This is a genomic window from Phenylobacterium sp. (assembly GCF_020402505.1).
Lineage (GTDB): Bacteria > Pseudomonadota > Alphaproteobacteria > Caulobacterales > Caulobacteraceae > Phenylobacterium.
Genome location: NZ_JADBZL010000043.1, coordinates 1 through 15,485, shown reverse-complemented (window position 1 = coordinate 15,485; position 15,485 = coordinate 1). Strand labels below are relative to the sequence as shown.

General features: G+C 69.9%; 14 protein-coding genes. 4 read left to right on the top strand and 10 right to left on the bottom strand.

Annotated features, from left to right (window positions below; all coding sequences use genetic code 11):
* The first annotated feature begins 84 nt into the window (after nt 1-84).
* Nucleotides 85-1,077 (top strand): prolyl aminopeptidase, encoded by a 993-nt coding sequence (pip, locus tag IM632_RS03715; protein ID WP_296498400.1) that lies wholly within the window; start codon nt 85-87, stop codon nt 1,075-1,077.
* A gap of 3 nt (nt 1,078-1,080) precedes the next feature.
* On the opposite strand, the gene IM632_RS03710 is transcribed toward pip, so the two are convergent.
* Nucleotides 1,081-2,046, bottom strand: a complete 966-nt coding sequence (locus IM632_RS03710; protein ID WP_296519034.1) for an alpha/beta hydrolase — start codon at nt 2,044-2,046, stop codon at nt 1,081-1,083.
* A gap of 180 nt (nt 2,047-2,226) precedes the next feature.
* On the opposite strand from IM632_RS03710, the gene IM632_RS03705 reads away from it, so the two are divergent.
* Nucleotides 2,227-3,531: an MFS transporter gene (locus tag IM632_RS03705; protein WP_296519032.1), complete on the top strand. Its 1,305-nt coding sequence runs from the start codon at nt 2,227-2,229 to the stop codon at nt 3,529-3,531.
* On the opposite strand, the gene rodA is transcribed toward IM632_RS03705, so the two are convergent.
* The 9 genes from rodA to IM632_RS03660 all read right to left on the bottom strand — a co-directional run bounded on the left by rodA (nt 3,528) and on the right by IM632_RS03660 (nt 13,763).
* On the bottom strand, nt 3,528-4,685 hold the full coding sequence (gene rodA / locus IM632_RS03700) for a rod shape-determining protein RodA (RefSeq protein ID WP_296552017.1): 1,158 nt from the start codon (nt 4,683-4,685) through the stop codon (nt 3,528-3,530). The two genes, IM632_RS03705 and rodA, sit on opposite strands and share 4 nt — an antisense overlap.
* The gene (gene mrdA / locus IM632_RS03695; RefSeq protein WP_296503967.1) at nt 4,682-6,607 is read right to left on the bottom strand and encodes a penicillin-binding protein 2; all 1,926 of its coding nucleotides are present in this window, start codon (nt 6,605-6,607) and stop codon (nt 4,682-4,684) included. Before mrdA ends, rodA begins: the two co-directional genes overlap by 4 nt.
* A 5-nt stretch (nt 6,608-6,612) precedes the next feature.
* Nucleotides 6,613-7,125, bottom strand: coding sequence for a hypothetical protein (locus IM632_RS03690; protein WP_296480000.1), 513 nt, complete (start codon nt 7,123-7,125; stop codon nt 6,613-6,615).
* Nucleotides 7,122-8,087 (bottom strand): rod shape-determining protein MreC, encoded by a 966-nt coding sequence (mreC, locus tag IM632_RS03685; protein ID WP_296479999.1) that lies wholly within the window; start codon nt 8,085-8,087, stop codon nt 7,122-7,124. Before mreC ends, IM632_RS03690 begins: the two co-directional genes overlap by 4 nt.
* A gap of 107 nt (nt 8,088-8,194) precedes the next feature.
* A complete protein-coding gene (locus IM632_RS03680) occupies nt 8,195-9,238 on the bottom strand; it encodes a rod shape-determining protein (protein WP_293515686.1) in 1,044 nt (347 codons plus the stop codon).
* Between the two features lie 207 nt (nt 9,239-9,445).
* On the bottom strand, nt 9,446-10,258 hold the full coding sequence (locus IM632_RS03675) for a phytanoyl-CoA dioxygenase family protein (RefSeq protein ID WP_296479998.1): 813 nt from the start codon (nt 10,256-10,258) through the stop codon (nt 9,446-9,448).
* 40 nt (nt 10,259-10,298) lie between these two features.
* The gene (locus tag IM632_RS03670) at nt 10,299-11,177 is read right to left on the bottom strand and encodes an EamA family transporter (RefSeq protein ID WP_296479997.1); all 879 of its coding nucleotides are present in this window, start codon (nt 11,175-11,177) and stop codon (nt 10,299-10,301) included.
* Between the two features lie 3 nt (nt 11,178-11,180).
* Nucleotides 11,181-12,776, bottom strand: coding sequence for a 2-isopropylmalate synthase (locus IM632_RS03665; protein ID WP_296480003.1), 1,596 nt, complete (start codon nt 12,774-12,776; stop codon nt 11,181-11,183).
* A 285-nt stretch (nt 12,777-13,061) separates the two neighbouring features.
* Complete coding sequence (locus IM632_RS03660; protein WP_296552016.1) at nt 13,062-13,763, bottom strand: TVP38/TMEM64 family protein; 702 nt, start codon at nt 13,761-13,763, stop codon at nt 13,062-13,064.
* A gap of 136 nt (nt 13,764-13,899) precedes the next feature.
* Here IM632_RS03660 and IM632_RS03655 point away from each other — a divergent pair, with 136 nt between their 5' ends.
* Together IM632_RS03655 and IM632_RS03650 are read left to right on the top strand one after the other, a co-directional pair.
* Nucleotides 13,900-15,102, top strand: coding sequence for a pyridoxal phosphate-dependent aminotransferase (locus IM632_RS03655; RefSeq protein WP_296479995.1), 1,203 nt, complete (start codon nt 13,900-13,902; stop codon nt 15,100-15,102).
* 3 nt (nt 15,103-15,105) lie between these two features.
* Nucleotides 15,106-15,279 carry a DUF4169 family protein gene (locus tag IM632_RS03650; protein ID WP_296479994.1) on the top strand — a complete coding sequence of 58 codons (174 nt, stop codon included), beginning with the start codon at nt 15,106-15,108 and terminating at the stop codon, nt 15,277-15,279.
* The last annotated feature ends 206 nt before the right edge of the window (nt 15,280-15,485 follow it).

Below are 15,485 nucleotides of genomic sequence, written 5' to 3'. Positions count from 1 at the left end.
AATTGCTCCCCCTCCCAGGGGGAGCTCCCCGCGAAGCGGGGTGAGGGGGTTCCGGCCGGGTCGCCTGCAGGCTAGGAGGAGGCCATGAGCAGCGATCCCTGGTCCCCCGCCTTTTCCGCCTCCGCCGGCCGCCGCGGCCTGTTCCGGGAGGTCGAGCCCTTCGCCCGCGGGCGGATGGCCACCGAGGGCGTCCACGAGATCTATTACGAGGAGTGCGGCCGCCGGGACGGACGGCCCTGCGTCATCCTGCACGGCGGCCCCGGCGGGGCGATCAATCCCACCATGCGGCGCTTCTTCGACCCCGACCGCTGGCGGATGGTGCTGTTCGACCAGCGCGGCTGCGGCCTGTCCACCCCCAACGCCAGCCTGGAGGAGAACACCACCTGGCGGCTGATCGAGGACATGGAGCGGCTGCGGGTCCAGCTGGGGATCGAGAAGTGGACCGTGTTCGGCGGCTCCTGGGGTTCGACCCTGGCCCTCGCCTACGCCATCACCCACCCCGAGCGGGTCGAGGCCCTGGTCCTGCGCGGCGTCTTCACCCTGACCGAGCGCGAGGTGCGCTGGTTCTACCAGGACGGCGCCTCGGCCCTCTTTCCTGACGCCTGGGCGCGCTATCTGGCCCCCATCCCGCCGGAGGAGCGCGGAGACCTCCTGCATGCCTACCACCGCCGCCTGACCGGAAGCGACGAGGCCGCCAAGGCCATTGCCGCCACCGCCTGGAGCCAGTGGGAGGGGGACACCATCTCCATCCGCGGTCCCGAGGGCCGGCCGGCCAAGTTCGCAGAGATGGACTTCGCCATCGCCTTCGCCCGGATCGAGTGCCACTACTTCGTCAACCGGGGCTTCTTCCCCGAGGACGGCTGGATCCTGAAGAACGCCCACGTCCTGGCCGACATCCCCGGCTGGATCGTCCAGGGCCGCTACGACGTGGTCACGCCCCTGGAGACCGCCTGGGCCCTGAAGACGGCCTGGCCGAAGGCGAATTTCGAGATCGTCTGGGACGCCGGCCACGCCTCCACCGAGCCCGGCATCATCGATGGCCTGGTCCGGGCCTCGGACGCCGCCCTGAGGGTCTGAGGCTCAGAGCGACTTCAGCCAGGGGATCAGCCGGGCGTTGACCTCGGCGGGGCGCTCCTGCTGGGTCCAGTGGCCGCAGCCGTCCAGCACCTCGGCCACCTGAAGGTTGGGAACCTGGGCGCGCATCAGCTCGATCGGGTCGCCGCGCCCCAGCATGTTGAAGGCCAGGTCCCGGTTGCCGGCCATGAAGAAGGCGGGCTGCTCGATCTTGCGGTCGCGGTAGGCCTGCTGCCAGGCGAAGTCGCGGTCGTGGTTGCGGTAGCGGTTGATCGGCCCGCGCAGGCCCGAGGCCTTGAACTCGGCGGTGTAGTAGTCGAGGTCAGCCTCGGTCATCCAGGCGGGGAAGGGATCGGGATCGACCAGCCCCTCCAGCAGGGTGGCCTCGGCGGTCTTGTTGTTCGGCCAGGTCCCGTCCGGCGCATCGCCCGAGATGGCGTAGTAGAACTTGCGCAGGAAGTCGCGGACATTGGCCTCGGCCTCGGCCTCCGCCACCCCCTCCTTCTGGAAGTAGGCCTGGTAGAAGAACTTGTTCCGCGCCGTGAAGACCTCGTTGAAGACGTCGGAGAAGGACCTCTGCCCCACCCCGGTCCAGGGCACGGACAGGGCGCCGACGGCGGAGAACCGGTCCGGCCGCGACAGGGCCGAGTTCCAGACGATGGGCGCGCCCCAGTCGTGGCCCAGCAGGATGGCGGGCGTGCCCGGCGACAGGGCGTCGGCCACGCCGACCAGGTCATTGACCATGTGCGGCATGGCGTAGTCGGCCACCGGGTGCGGCTTGTCCGAGCCGCCATAGCCGCGCACGTCTATGGCGCAGGCGGTGAAGCCGGCCTCGGCCACCGGCCCGATCTGGTGGCGCCAGGAATACCAGCTCTCCGGAAAGCCATGGACCATGATGACCAGGGGGCCCTGCCCCTGCACCACGGCGCGCAGCTTCACCTCGCCGGCGTCGATCATCGTGAATTCGGTCATGGGGTCCTCCCTCGAAGCCGCCAAGAGACCCCGCCCCGCCGCCGGAGGCAAGCGCCGCGCGCAGGCCCCTGGCCGGAGCCCCCGGATTCCGGGCTGGCGCCGGACCACCGGTCGAATAGGATCAGCCCTTGAGGTCGCCGCCCCCTTCGGAACCCGCCTGAGCCTGAGGATCCCGCCCCAATGTCCGCCCGCGACGCGACAGGATCGGGACCGACAGGCGCATCCTCCGGCGCGCCGACCGGCTTTTCCTACTATCTCGTCACCCAGGCCGCCTGGTTCCTGGCCTTCGGCCTGCAGATGGTCCTGTTTCCCTACCTTGTCCGGGTGGTCCTCCAGGAGGATGAGATCCGCTTCGGTCTCGCCCAGATGGCCCTGCAGCTGCCGACCGTCCTGCTGATCCTGCTGGGCGGCTACATGGCCGACCGCGTCGACACCCTCAGGGCGGTCCTGGTGGGCTGCGGCCTCTGCGCCCTCAGCTTCCTCGCCCTCGGCGTCTTCGTGGCCGGGGGCCGACTGACCTACGCGACCGTCATTCTCTACGCCCTCGGCATCGGAACCATCGGCGCCTTCGTGACCCCGGCCCGGGACGCCCTCCTCAGCCGCGTGGCGCCGGGCGGGGTGCAGCAAGCGGTCGGCATGGCCTCCCTCGCCCAGTTCGGCGGGCAGATCGCCGGCATGGCCGCCGCGACGGCGGCCCCGGTCGTCGGGCTGACGGCCCTTCTGTTCGGTCAGGCCGCGATGATGACGATGGCGGCTGGCGCGGCCCTGAAGATCCGGCCGCGGCCGGCGGGACCGCCCCGGACCCGGGAGGGCGGCGCCCTGGGATTCATCTTCGGCGAGATTCGCGGGGGCTTCCGCGCTGCGGCCGCCTCGCCGGTCATCGCCCCGGTGATCCTGTGCGCGGCGGGCATGGGCGTGTGCTTCATGGGCGCCTTTTCCGTCCTGCTCCCCCTGATCGTCGAAAGCTATTTTCCGGGCGACCTGACAGGGCCGGGCCAGGCGCGGATCGCCACCGCCCTCGGCGTCTTCAGCATCACCTTCTGGATCGGCTCGATCCTCTCGACGACCGTGCTGATCCGCTTCGGCGACCTCCGGCGCAAGGGACGGGCCTATCTGGCGGCCCTGGTCTCAGGCGCGATGGTCCTGATCCTTTGCAGCCTGCCGATGCCGTTCTGGATGCTGTGCGGGCTGAACTTCATCTGGGGCCTCGGCGGCGGCGTGGCCATGACCCTCGGCCGCGGGCTGGTGCAGCGCTTCGCCCCTCCGGACAAGATGGCCCGCATCCTGTCGATCTTCACCCTCGCCAACCTCGGCGGCGCCCCCGCCGGCGCCGTCCTCTACGGCGTCCTCGCCCACGCCATCGGCCCACGCGCGGCGATCCTGTTTCCCGGCCTCGGCATGATGGCGATTGTGGCGGCGGTGGCGCTCCGCTCCGAGCTCTGGCGCCTGGAGGAGAGCGGGCCGGTCGCCACGCCGGGCGCCTAGAAAAGCGAGCTTTTGGAGGCGGTGACCTCTGAGTAACGGTGCACCCGCACCGACTGGACGAGGCCGAAGCCGATCATGACGGTCAGCATGACCGAGCCGCCGTAGGACAGAAGCGGCATGGGCACCCCCACCACGGGGGCCATACCCATCACCATGGCCCCGTTGATCAGAACGTAGAGGGCGAAGGTCGAGGTGACCCCGGCGGCGGTCAGCCGGCCGAAGTGCGAGTGGGCCAGCGAGGCGGTGCGCAGGGCCATGAAGATCACCGCGGCGTAGAGCAGGAGGATGGCCGCGCAGCCGAGGAAGCCGAACTCTTCGGCCAGGGTGGCGAAGATGAAGTCCGTCTGCTTCTCAGGCAGGAAGTTCAGCTGGCTCTGCGAGCCCAGCCCGTACCCCTTGCCCAGAAGGCCGCCGGAACCGAGGGCGATCTTGGACTGGAGGATGTGGTAGCCGGACCCGGAGGGGTCGCTCTCCGGGTTGATGAAGGTCAGGATGCGCTGGCGCTGGTAGTCGTGCAGGACGAAAAAGAAGAAGGGCGGCAGAGCGGCGAGAACCAGGCCGGCGCCGGCGAAAATCACCTTCCAGGACAGGCCCGCAAGGATCACGACGGTCAGCCCCGTCAAGGCCAGAAGGACGGCGGTCCCGAGGTCCGGCTGGTGCGCCACCAGGAGAGTCGGCGCGCCGATCATGACCGCAGGGATGAGGAGCTGCCACGACAGCCGGGCCCGCTCCGCCGAGAGGCCGTGAAAAAATCGTCCGAGGGCCAGGACCAGGCCCAGCTTCATGATCTCGGAGGGCTGGAAGCTGCCGAGGGGACCCAGATCCAGCCACCTCTGTGCGCCCAGGCGGACATCGCCGACCAGTTCAACGGCGATCAAGAGGATGAGGCTCACGGCGTAGAGCGGATAGGCGATGGCCGCCCAGACCCTCAGGTCGATCACGGCCAGCACCACCATGAGAACGAAGGCCACGCCGAACCGTGTGATGTGGTTGGCCGCCCAGGGCTCCCAACTGGAGCCGGCGATGGAGAACATCATCAGGGCGCCCGCCCCGGCGATCAGGATGAGGGCCAGGCAGAAGACGCCGTCGATCTGGGCGAGCTTGTCGATCAGCCGGCCGCGCTCGGCGCGGGAGGTGAGGCGGGCGAAACTCACGCCGGGCCGCCTTCTACCGGGCCGCGGCTGTCCGCGACAGCGACCGGCGGCGCCGGGGGGCGCTCGATCCGGCTGCGGAGCTCAGGATCCTTCAGAAGAGCCAGCCGCATCAGGTCCCGGGCGCGCGGCGCGGCGGCCTGGGCGCCAAAGCCGCCGTGCTCCACAAGCACTGCGATGGCGTATCGCGGCGTGTCGTGAGGCGCAAATCCGGTAAACCAGGCGTGGTCGCGAAGATGCCAGGGCCCGGCGGTCCCGTGGACACCGCGGCCACCATTGTAGTTGTAGCCCTGGGCGGTCCCCGTCTTTCCGGACATCCGGACATCGCCCAGGCCGATCTGACCGGTGCGCGCGGCGGTGCCCCGTGTGGTCACAGACCCCATGGCCTCCCGGACAAGGGCCAGGTGGGCGGGATCGAAGTCCAGGTCCGGGGCTGCGGAGGCGTCAGGCCTGGCGACGCCGCCCACCGAACGGATCAGGCGCGGGACCAGGGCCTTTCGGCCGTTCGCCATCCGCGCCGCCGCCACGCACTGCTGCAGGGCTGTGACCAGGGTATAGCCCTGCCCGATCCCGAAGCTCGGGGTTTCGCCCGGATGCCAGACCGGATCCCGCGGAAAGGCGCGGCGCTTGTAGGCCGTATCCGGGATCAGGCCCTTCTTCTGCCCTGGAATCCCGATGTCGAAGGCCTGCCCCAGCCCGAAACGCCGCGCGGTGTCGGCGATCCGGTCCGGACCCAGCTTGAGCGAGATGGTGTAGAAATAGGTGTCGCAGGAGGTGGCGATGGCGTCATGCATGTTCGTCGCGCCATGCACGGCGTCGCAGCGCCAGCGCCTTCCGCCAAAGTTCCAGTGGCCCGGGCAGTTGATCGTCATGTCGGCGCTGAACCCCGCCTCCAGGGCGGCGACGGCGACCAGGGTCTTGAAGGTCGAGCCCGGCGGATAGGTGGCGGTCAGCGCCTTGTTGAACAGCGGTTTGTGATCGTACTCCGCCAGCGCCTTGTACTCGGCTCCGCTGAGGCCCCTTACGAACCGGTTGGCGTCGAAGCTGGGGGCCGAGACCATGGCCAGGATGTCGCCGGACCGGCAGTCCATCAGCACCGCCGCGCCGCTCTCCTCGCCGAACAGCTCCAGGCCCCGGAGCTGGAGGTCCATGTCGAGGCTCAGCTGGACTTCCTTGCCGGGGGTCGCCGGGACATCGCCGCCGGGGGCGAGCCTGACCTGCCGGCCCCGGGCGTCGACCTCGACCTTCTGGGCGCCCGGACGACCCCGCAGCTCCAGGTCCAGGGCCTTCTCCAGTCCTTGCCGACCGATCCGGAACCCCGGATGCAGCATGATGGACTCGGCGTTGGGACCGGTCTCGGTAATGTCCTCCTTGTTCACCTTCGCCACGTAGCCGATGACGTGGGCGAAGGCGCCGCCATGGGGATAGACCCGGACCTCACCCATATCGGCCGTCACGCCCGGCAGCTCCGTCCCCCGGATGCTGACGGCGGAAAACTGCTCCCAGGTGATGTCCTCCATGATGGCCACCGGGGTGTTCCGAGGCGCGTTACCCAGATCCTTCAGGATTCGCTGCTGGCGGGCCTCGTCCATGGGCACGTAGGCGGCCAGGGTGGAGATCACGGTCTCCGGGTCCTGATCCTTCTGGCGGGCGTAAAGCAGCCGGAAATTGGGTCGGTTGGTGGCCAGGATGGCGCCGTTGCGGTCCGTGATCAGGCCCCGGGGCGGCGGCACCAGGCGGAAGTTGAACTGGTTCGAGGTCGACAGCTTGGCGTAGCGCGCGTTCTCCACCAGCTGGAGGTAGCCCAGCCGCCCGCCCAGGGCGGCGATTCCCGCTGCAATGCCGCCCCCGAGCAGGAAGGCGCGGCGGTGAAAGACGCTTTGCCGGGCGTTGACGTCGGAGAGGATGATCGACGGCTGGGTCATGGCGGTCAGCGGAACCGAACATCCGCGTCGCGGAAGCGCTCGATGAGCAGGGCGGCGAGCGGGAAGAGGAGAACGGTGGCCAACCACTGAAGCCCGGCGGCGGCGAGGGACGGCGGCGCCCCGGCGATCCAGGCGCTGATCAACCAGCCGACCAGCTGGGCCAGCAGACAGGCGAGGCCGTACCAGGCCCAGAGCACGACCGGCGACTGTGCGGCCAGGATGTTCCGCAGGACCAGAATCGGCAGGTAGGCCGCCAGCAGGGAAATCGCCCAGAGACCGGCGGGGGCGCCCCAGAGACCTTCCAGGGCCAGTCCCCCCAGCAGGAGCGCAAAGGCGGGCGCGGCGGCGGGTCGGATCATGGCCCAGGCGAAAGCCGGGACCATCAGGGTCACCGGCTCAGGCAGGGGCAGGCCCAGGAGGCGGATAGGGGCCGCCAGCAGCAGGCTGACGGCCAGGGCGGTCAACAGGGGGCCCCCGACCCAGCGCGAGACCCGAAGGGGTTGGGCGAGGGTGGTCATGGGGCGGCGCCCCGGGACTTCTGGGCGGGCGCGACGGCGGCGGCGGGCGGGTCTGTCGGGGGCGCCGGTGTGGGCGGCGGCGGCGGCGCGGGTCGCTCCAGGGCCCGCAGGTCCTCCAGCTTCACGAAGTCCTCGAACAGCAGGATCCGGACGAAATCGATGGGCGCAGAATCCGAGGCCAGCTGAACCCGCCAGTCGCCGTCCACGCCGCGGACGACGCGCCCCACCGTGATCCCCCTTGGCAGGACCCCGCCGTCCCCCGAGGTCAGGACCAGGTCGCCGACCCGGGCCGGGTCCCGACCCCGCAGGTAGGCGAGCCCAGGCGCCCAGCCGCCGTCGCCGGTCAGAATGGCCCGGGCGCGGGTGCGCTGAATCATCACCGGCGTCCGGGAAGCGGTGTCCGTCAGCATCAGGATGCGGCTGACCCGCGACGAGACGCCGATCACCCGGCCCACCAATCCATTCTCGCTGAGCACGGGGTGCCCGACCCGGACCCCCTGGGCCGCACCGACGTTGACCAGGCGGGTGTTGGCGTAGGGACCGCGGCTCTCGCTCACCGTCCGGCCTGTGACCATGGGAACCGGGGGGTCCACGGCGAGACCCAGCAGGGCGCGGTAGCGGGCGTTCTCGTCGGCCAGGGCGATCGCCCGCTCGCGCCAGACGCGGGCGGCGGCCAGCTCGGCCTTGAGGCGACGGTTCTCCGAGGCGGCGAAGAAGTAGCCGCCGATCCCCTCGGCCACCCCGCCGGCCCAGCGGACCGGGGCGGCCACGGCGCCCGTCACCGGCGCCACGACGACGTCGGAGGCCTTGCGCAGGGCGTTGTAGGCGCCCGTCTGGTAGGTCTGCCGCCGGTCGACCATCAGGAGGGCGAAGGCCACGACCAGGGCCACGACGCAGGCGGCCACGGCGCCCAGCAGAAGGGGCAGCCTCACCTCGCCGAAGGGGTTATCCCTGAAAGACACGGACCCGACGATCTCCCGGGCCCCCAAGCGGACGGAAGCCCCTCATTCGCGCTGCCGATCAGCCCCGCCTAGTGTTCCCAGTCCTGCGATTCCCGCCAGAGCCTGCCTCAGGCCCCGCCGGCGTCCATCACGCTCTTCATCCAGGCCGGATGCTCAAGCACCTTACCGCAGCCCAGAGCCACACAGGAGAGGGGATCGTCCGCCACTGTCACCGGCAGGCCGGTGTGCTCGCGGATCTCAGCGTCCAGTCCCCGAAGAAGCGCCCCGCCGCCCGTCAGCATGATGCCCTTGTCGGCGATGTCGGACGCCAGTTCGGGAGGGGTGGACTCCAGCGCCATTCTCACCGCGTCGATAATCTGCGAGACCGGTTCCTTGAGGGCCTCGGCAGCCTGCTTCTCGGCGATGAGGACCTCCCGAGGGACGCCCTGCATCAGGTCGCGGCCCTTGACGTCGATGGCCAGGCCGTCGCCCTCCTCGGGGGCGCGGGCGGTGCCGATCTCCTTCTTGATCCGCTCGGCCGTCGTCTCGCCGATGAGCAGGTTGTAGGTCCGGCGCATGTAGGAAATGATCGCCTCGTCCATCGTGTCGCCGCCGACCCGGACAGAACGGGAATAGACCACGCCGGACAGGGACAGGACGGCGACCTCAGTGGTGCCCCCGCCGATGTCCACCACCATGGAGCCCGTGGCTTCGTGGATGGGCAGGCCCGCGCCGATGGCCGCCGCCATGGGTTCGTCCATCAGGGCCACCCGGCGCGCGCCGGCGTTCAGGCAGCTGTCCTTGATCGCCCGCCGCTCCACCGCCGTGGCGCCCGACGGCACGCAGACGATGACCTTGGGATTCACGAAGCCCTTGTGGTTGTGAACCTTGCGGATGAAGTACTTGATCATCTCCTCGGCCACTTCGAAGTCGGCGATGACTCCGTCGCGAAGGGGGCGGATGGCTTCCATGTGACCCGGAGTGCGGCCCAGCATCTGCTTGGCCTCGAGACCGACAGCGTAGGTCTCCTTCCGCCCGCCGACGGTGCGCAGGGCCACTACCGAGGGCTCGTTCAGCACGATCCCGCGGCCCTTCATGTAGATCAGGGTGTTGGCGGTGCCGAGGTCGATGGCGATGTCCTTGGTGACAGAGCCGAAAAGAGACGAAAACATGCAGTTTCCCGGGGGCGGAGGACAGCTTCGGAGGGGCCTGGCGAAGGACGGGATCCGCAGTCGGAGTCGCCGTCTTTGGCGCGCACCGTCGGACCCTGCCCCCGCAGAACGGATCAAACCGTCTCCTGCCCTGCCACCGGGGTGAATTCAAGGTGAATCCTTCGTCCTTCGGACAGTCCCGGGGTGGAATCGGCCTGCGCCCCGCCGTCAGGACCGCTCCACCGGGGCCAACCAGCCCGGTTCCAGCGCTTTGCGGGGGTGAGAGCCGGTCACATGGCCCATGAAAGGGGACCAGACCTCATAGCCGAGCAGGGCCTGGAGGCGTGGCGACAGGGCCGCCGCCCGGGCGGGCGGGACGCCCAGAAAGAAGTTCTCCTGGGGTCGCGCCCAGGGCTGGCAGTACTGGCTCGTCACCGCCAGTCGGGGGGCTGCGCTGCGGTTGGCGCCGCCCCGGTGGATGAGGTTGCCCTGCAGGACGATGGCCGCCCCGGCCGGCATGACGGCAGGCCTCAGGCCGGCCCCGCCCCCCGCCGCGATGGCCTCCGCCGCCCGGGCCTCGTCCCAGAGGTGGGAGCCGGGAAGGATGTCCGTGGCCCCATTCTCCCCGGTGAAGGCATCGATGGCCGCAATGAGGGTCAGGCTGACCGCCGGGCGCGGCCGCGGAAGGCGGTAGAAACTGTCATCGATATGCAGGGCCTGGGCCGCCTCACCGGGATGGATGCGGATCGACTGGCTGGCGGTCAGCAGGTAGCCCGGCAGGAGGAAGCGGTCGAGCAGGGCCAGAAGCCGGGCGTCCTCGGTCACCCGCTCGAAGACGGGCCCTCGGGCGACCAGGGTGTAGATCCTTTCGGTGGCGTAGCCTTCGAAGGCGTTCCGGCCGCGGTGCTGGTCCGACAGGGCGTCGATCCGCTCACGGGCCTCGACCAGGTCGGCGGGCGACAGGAAGTCCTCGATGAGGGTGAAGCCATCCCGGGCCAGCCGTCCGGCGTGCCCGTCGACGTCAAATCCGGCGTGGTCCATCCTGTGCGCCCTCCCCGACTGGTCCGGCCATCCTGCGCCTTCAGCTGAGCGCCGTCACCACCACGCCGAGGGCCGTGGCCGCTCCCGCGACGAGCTGCAGGGGCGTGAGCCGCTCCCGGAAGAGGGTCCGGCCGGCCAGGGCGGCGATGGGCGCCTCGATGACGCCTACCGCGCGGACGGGCCCCGGCGGCGACATGGCCAGGGCCGAGAACCAGAGGGCCGAGGCCCCCGCTCCGCAGGCGCCCGCTCCAAGAGAGGATCGCCAGGAGGCGAAGACCGCCCGGAGGGCGTCGGGCCGCAGGACCGCGAGGATCCCGCCGAGGACCGAGGACTGGATCGCCTGGGCCGCCACTACAGCCCCGATCCCGGCGTAGACCGGATGCCGGGGCTCCAGCGCCAGGCCCGCCTGCCGGTAGCCGTTCATGGAGACCGCGAAGAAGGCTGCCGCGGCCAGGCCCAGGAGGGCGCCGGCGTCCATCTTGCGAAAGCCCGCCTTCGGCCAGGAGAGGATGAAGAGGCCGGCGCAGGTCACCCCCACCCCCAGCCACTGCAACGGGCGCATCGCGTCGCCAAAGACCACCCAGCCGAGCAGGGCCCCGAAGGGAAGCGCCGCCTGCTGCAGAAAGGTGGCCACCGCGAAGCCGGCGCGCTGCATGGCGACCAGAAGGCAGGCGGTGGCGCCGATCTGGGCCAGCCCGCCCGTCCCTACGGTGACGAAGAAGCGCAGGTCCGGGTTCGGCCGGGCGTCCGGGGTCAGGAGGATCGCCAGGGTCAGCAGCACCAGGGAGAAGGGCAGGCCGAACAGAAACCGGACCAGGGTCGCGCCCCAGGGGCCCGCCTCGCCGATCATGCCCCGCTGGAAGGCGTTGCGGGCCACCTGCAGCGGAGCGGCGGCCGCTGCAAGCAGGACCCACAACATCCGTCAGAAGCCGCTGGCGAGCCGGGCGCCGGGGGCGGTCTTTTCCCGCCGGGCGATGAGGTTGTTGAGGGCGTTGACATAGGCCTTGGCCGAGGCGGTCAGGGTGTCGGTGTCCGCCGCCTGCCCGGTGGCGATGCGGCCGTCCTCCTCCAGTCGCACCGAGACCTGAGCCTGGGCGTCCGTGCCCTCGGTCACGGCATGGACCTGGAACAGCCGCAGGTCGGACTCGTGCGGCACGGCCTGCCGGATGGCGTGGAAGACCGCGTCCACCGGTCCGTCGCCGGTGGCGGCGGCGACCCTTTCCTCGCCGTCGACGGTCAGCACCAGATCGGCGGTCTGCGGCCCCTGGGTGCCGGCGACCACGCGCAGGCTCTTGACCTGAATCCGGTCCGCCCCCGAGGCCAGGGCGTCGTCGACCAGGGCGACGATGTCGTCGTCGTAGACGTCCTTCTTCTTGTCGGCGAGGTCCTTGAAGCGCTGGAAGGCCTCGTTCAGGGCGTTCTGGCCCAGCTCGTAGCCCAGCCCCTTCAGCTTCTCGCGGAAGGCGTGGCGGCCGGAATGCTTGCCCATGACGAGGTTGGTGCCGCCCTGACCCACGTCCTCCGGACGCATGATCTCGTAGGTCTCGGCGTTCTTGAGCATGCCGTCCTGATGGATGCCGCTCTCGTGGGCGAAGGCGTTCTTGCCGACGATGGCCTTGTTGTACTGCACCGGGAAGCCGGTGATGGCCGAGACGTAGCGGCTGGCCCGGGTGATGTGCTGGGTCTGGACGCCGGTCTGGTAGAGCAGCCGGTCCCCGCGCACCTTCAGGGCCATGACCACTTCCTCCAGGGCGGCGTTGCCGGCCCGCTCGCCCATGCCGTTCACGGCGACCTCGACCTGCCGGGCCCCGCCCTGCACGCCGGCCAGGCTGTTGGCCACCGCCAGGCCCAGGTCGTTGTGGCAGTGGGTGGAGAAGATCACCCCGTCAGCGCCGGGGACGTTCTCGATCAGGTCGCGGAACACAACCTCGTACTCGGACGGGTAGGTGTAGCCCACCGTATCCGGGATGTTGATGGTGGTCGCCCCGGCGCGGATGGCGGCCTCCACGCAGCGGCGCAGGAAGTCGCGCTCCGTGCGGGTGGCGTCCTCGGCCGACCACTCCACGTCGCCGCAGAGGTTGCGGGCGTGAGAGACCGACTTGGTCACCATCTCCAGCACCGCCTCGGGCTCCATCTGCAGCTTCCACTTCATGTGGACCGGGCTGGTGGAGATGAAGGTGTGGATCCGGCCCCGCTTTGCCGGCCGGATGGCCTCGGCGCAGCGCTCGATGTCCGCCTGCCCGGCCCGGGCCAGGCCGCAGACCGTGCTCTCGGTGACGATCTCGGAGATGCGGCGGACGGACTCGAAATCGCCGTTGGAGGCGATGGGGAAGCCCGCCTCGATGACGTCGACCCTCATGTCCTCGAGGATCTTGGCCAGCTCCAGCTTCTCGTCGAGGGACATGGAGGCGCCGGGCGACTGCTCGCCGTCGCGCATGGTGGTGTCGAAGACGATGACGCGGTCCTTGGCGTCAGCAGACGGGGCCGCAGCGGGGGCGTTGGAAGGGATGGCGTTCATTGTGAGAAACTCGCAGTTCGCGGGGCGTCGGATCAGGTCGGGTGTGAGGGTCATCCCCTGAAACGCCCGGCCGCGAAGGTGCGCAGCCTGAAGAGGCGCTCAGGGGCGACTAAGCCCCCGCAGAAGTCCAAGCCGGATGGCGACCGCGTTCATGAGCAGGCTCATAACGATCCGCCGAGTCTGGCGCAACAGTTTTGCGTGGAACCGGGTCGCAGGCGCCGGATCGGCAAGAAGCTTGCGCGAAAGGGCCAGGCGAGATCCCTCCCGCGCCGCCCTTCGACCGGGTCACGGCGCGGCGCGAGACCGCAGCCAGCGACGCGCGGCCAGGCCCAGGGCGATCCAGAGGACGAGCCCTGCGGCCAGGGCGGCCAGGCTCTCGGCGCCGCCGCCTGTCAGCACATGCAGGATCGACTTTCCGGCGAAGGCGGTCAGGGCGATCTTCGGGATGATGCCAAGGGCGGTCCCGGCGGCGAAGTCGAGGACGCGAATGGGCGTCACCCCCGCCGCCATGTTGACCACGATGAAGGGGGCGGAGGGCACGAGCCGCACCACCAGGCTGGCGAGGAAGCCGTTGCGGCCGACCAGGGCCATGAAGCGGTCCAGGCTCTCGCTGGAGAAGATCTGCAGGGTGCGGGCGCCGGCGGATCGCCCGAGCCAGAAACCGATCATCGCCGAGACCATCGTCCCGACCCAGCTGTAGATGGCCCCGTTCACGGGGCCGAAGGCGACCACGGCCGCCGCGATCAGCACAAACTGCGGGGCGCCCAGGAAGGCCAGTGCGGCGAAGGCCGCCACCGCCGCCGGCAGCGCCCAGGGGCCGTGGGCCGCACCGAGCCAGCCCCTCAGGGCGGTCTCGCTGTCGAAACCCATCAGCCGGGCCCCGAACAGGAAGACCAGACCCACCCCGCCGAACAGCAGGAAGGAGACAAAGAGACTCACCCAGGCCCGGGCGTCCATGTTGCTGACGATTTGGAGCAGACGGCGCATGTTCCTCGAGTCGCGCGGTCCGGACGCCGGGTCAAGCGGCGGCGATGCCTCGCCAGTGTTGCAGAGCCGGCCTATGCCGCAACCGGCGCTTCGGATACACCGCCGCTGCACAGTGAGTCCTCGCCGGGAGCCCCCCATGTCGCTCGAATCCGTCACCCTGTCCCGCGTCAAGCCGTCCGCCACCATGGCCACGGACCAGAAGGCCCGCGAGCTGAAGGCCCAGGGGCGCAACATCATCAGCCTCGGCGCCGGCGAGCCGGACTTCGACACCCCGGAGAACATCAAGGAGGCCGCGATCCGCGCCATCCGCGAGGGCAAGACCAAGTACACCACGGTCGACGGCATCCCCGAGCTGAAGGAGGCCATCGCCGCCAAGTTCGCCCGCGAGAACGGCCTCGCCTACAAGCCCTCCCAGGTGAACGTCTCGCCCGGCGGCAAGCCGGTCATCTTCAACGCCATGATGGCCACCCTGAATCCGGGGGACGAGGTCATCGTGCCGGCGCCCTACTGGGTCAGCTATCCCGACATGGTCCTGCTGGCCGGAGGAACCCCGGTCTTCGCCCCGACCACGGCGGCCAGCGGCTTCAAGCTGAAGCCCGCCGAACTGGAGGCCGTGATCACGCCGCGCACCCGCTGGCTGATCCTGAACTCGCCCTCCAACCCCTCGGGCGCGGCCTATACGAAGGAGGAGCTGAAGGGCCTGGCGGAGGTGCTGCTGCGCCACCCGCAGGTCTGGATCCTCACCGACGACATGTACGAACACCTGATGTTCGACGACATGACGTTCTGGACCATCGCCCAGGTCGAGCCCGCCCTCTACGAGCGCACCCTGACCATGAACGGGGTCTCCAAGGCCTACGCCATGACCGGCTGGCGGATCGGCTACGCCGCGGGCCCCGAGCCCCTGATCAAGCTGATGGCCAAGGTCATGAGCCAGTCCACCTCCAACCCCTGCTCGGTCTCGCAGTACGCCGCCGTCGAGGCCCTGAACGGGACCCAGGACTTCATCAAGCCCAACGCCGCCCTCTTCCAGAAGCGCCGGGACCTGGTGGTTTCCATGCTGAACCAGGCCTCGGGCCTGGAGTGCCCGACCCCGGAGGGGGCCTTCTACGTCTATCCGTCCTGCGAGAAGCTGATCGGCCGCACGGCCCCCTCGGGCCGGGTGATCGGCTCGGACCAGGACTTCGCCAACGAGCTCCTGGAGTCCGAGGGCGTGGCGGTGGTGTTCGGCGCAGCCTTCGGCCTGTCGCCCTTCTTCCGCATCAGCTACGCCACCTCCGAGGCCGTGCTGGAGGACGCCTGCGGCCGGATCCAGCGCTTCTGCGCTGCGGTGAAATAGGCCGTGACGGTCGTCAACCTGAACAAGGCCCGCAAGGCCCGGGACCGGGAAGCCGCGAAATCCCTCGCCGCAGAGAACCGCGTCGCCTTCGGCCGCACCAAGGCTGAAAAGGCCAAGGCCCAGGCGGAGACGACCCGCACCGCCCGCCAGCTCGACGGCAAGCGCCTGGAACCCTAGCCGCCGCAGACCCCCTCCGGCCCGCTGCGCGGTCCACCTCCCCCTCAAGAGGTGGAGGAATTACAGTATCTTAATTGCTCCCCCTCCCAGGGGGAGCTCCCCGCGAAGCGGGGTGAGGGGGCCTGCTGAGCCGCCGATAACCCCCTCCGGCCCGCTGCGCGGGTCACCTCCCCCTCATGAGGTGGAGGAATTACAGTATCTTAATT

Bases quoted from the DNA above. Each gene is read 5' to 3' on its own strand.
- pip (WP_296498400.1), top strand. From the start codon at position 85: ATGAGCAGCGATCCCTGGTCCCCCGCCTTTTCCGCCTCCGCCGGCCGC.
- IM632_RS03710 (WP_296519034.1), bottom strand. From the start codon at position 2,046: ATGACCGAATTCACGATGATCGACGCCGGCGAGGTGAAGCTGCGCGCC.
- IM632_RS03705 (WP_296519032.1), top strand. From the start codon at position 2,227: ATGTCCGCCCGCGACGCGACAGGATCGGGACCGACAGGCGCATCCTCC.
- mrdA (WP_296503967.1), bottom strand. From the start codon at position 6,607: ATGACCCAGCCGTCGATCATCCTCTCCGACGTCAACGCCCGGCAAAGC.
- IM632_RS03690 (WP_296480000.1), bottom strand. From the start codon at position 7,125: ATGACCACCCTCGCCCAACCCCTTCGGGTCTCGCGCTGGGTCGGGGGC.
- IM632_RS03680 (WP_293515686.1), bottom strand. From the start codon at position 9,238: ATGTTTTCGTCTCTTTTCGGCTCTGTCACCAAGGACATCGCCATCGAC.
- IM632_RS03675 (WP_296479998.1), bottom strand. From the start codon at position 10,258: ATGGACCACGCCGGATTTGACGTCGACGGGCACGCCGGACGGCTGGCC.
- IM632_RS03670 (WP_296479997.1), bottom strand. From the start codon at position 11,177: ATGTTGTGGGTCCTGCTTGCAGCGGCCGCCGCTCCGCTGCAGGTGGCC.
- IM632_RS03665 (WP_296480003.1), bottom strand. From the start codon at position 12,776: ATGAACGCCATCCCTTCCAACGCCCCCGCTGCGGCCCCGTCTGCTGAC.
- IM632_RS03660 (WP_296552016.1), bottom strand. From the start codon at position 13,763: ATGCGCCGTCTGCTCCAAATCGTCAGCAACATGGACGCCCGGGCCTGG.
- IM632_RS03655 (WP_296479995.1), top strand. From the start codon at position 13,900: ATGTCGCTCGAATCCGTCACCCTGTCCCGCGTCAAGCCGTCCGCCACC.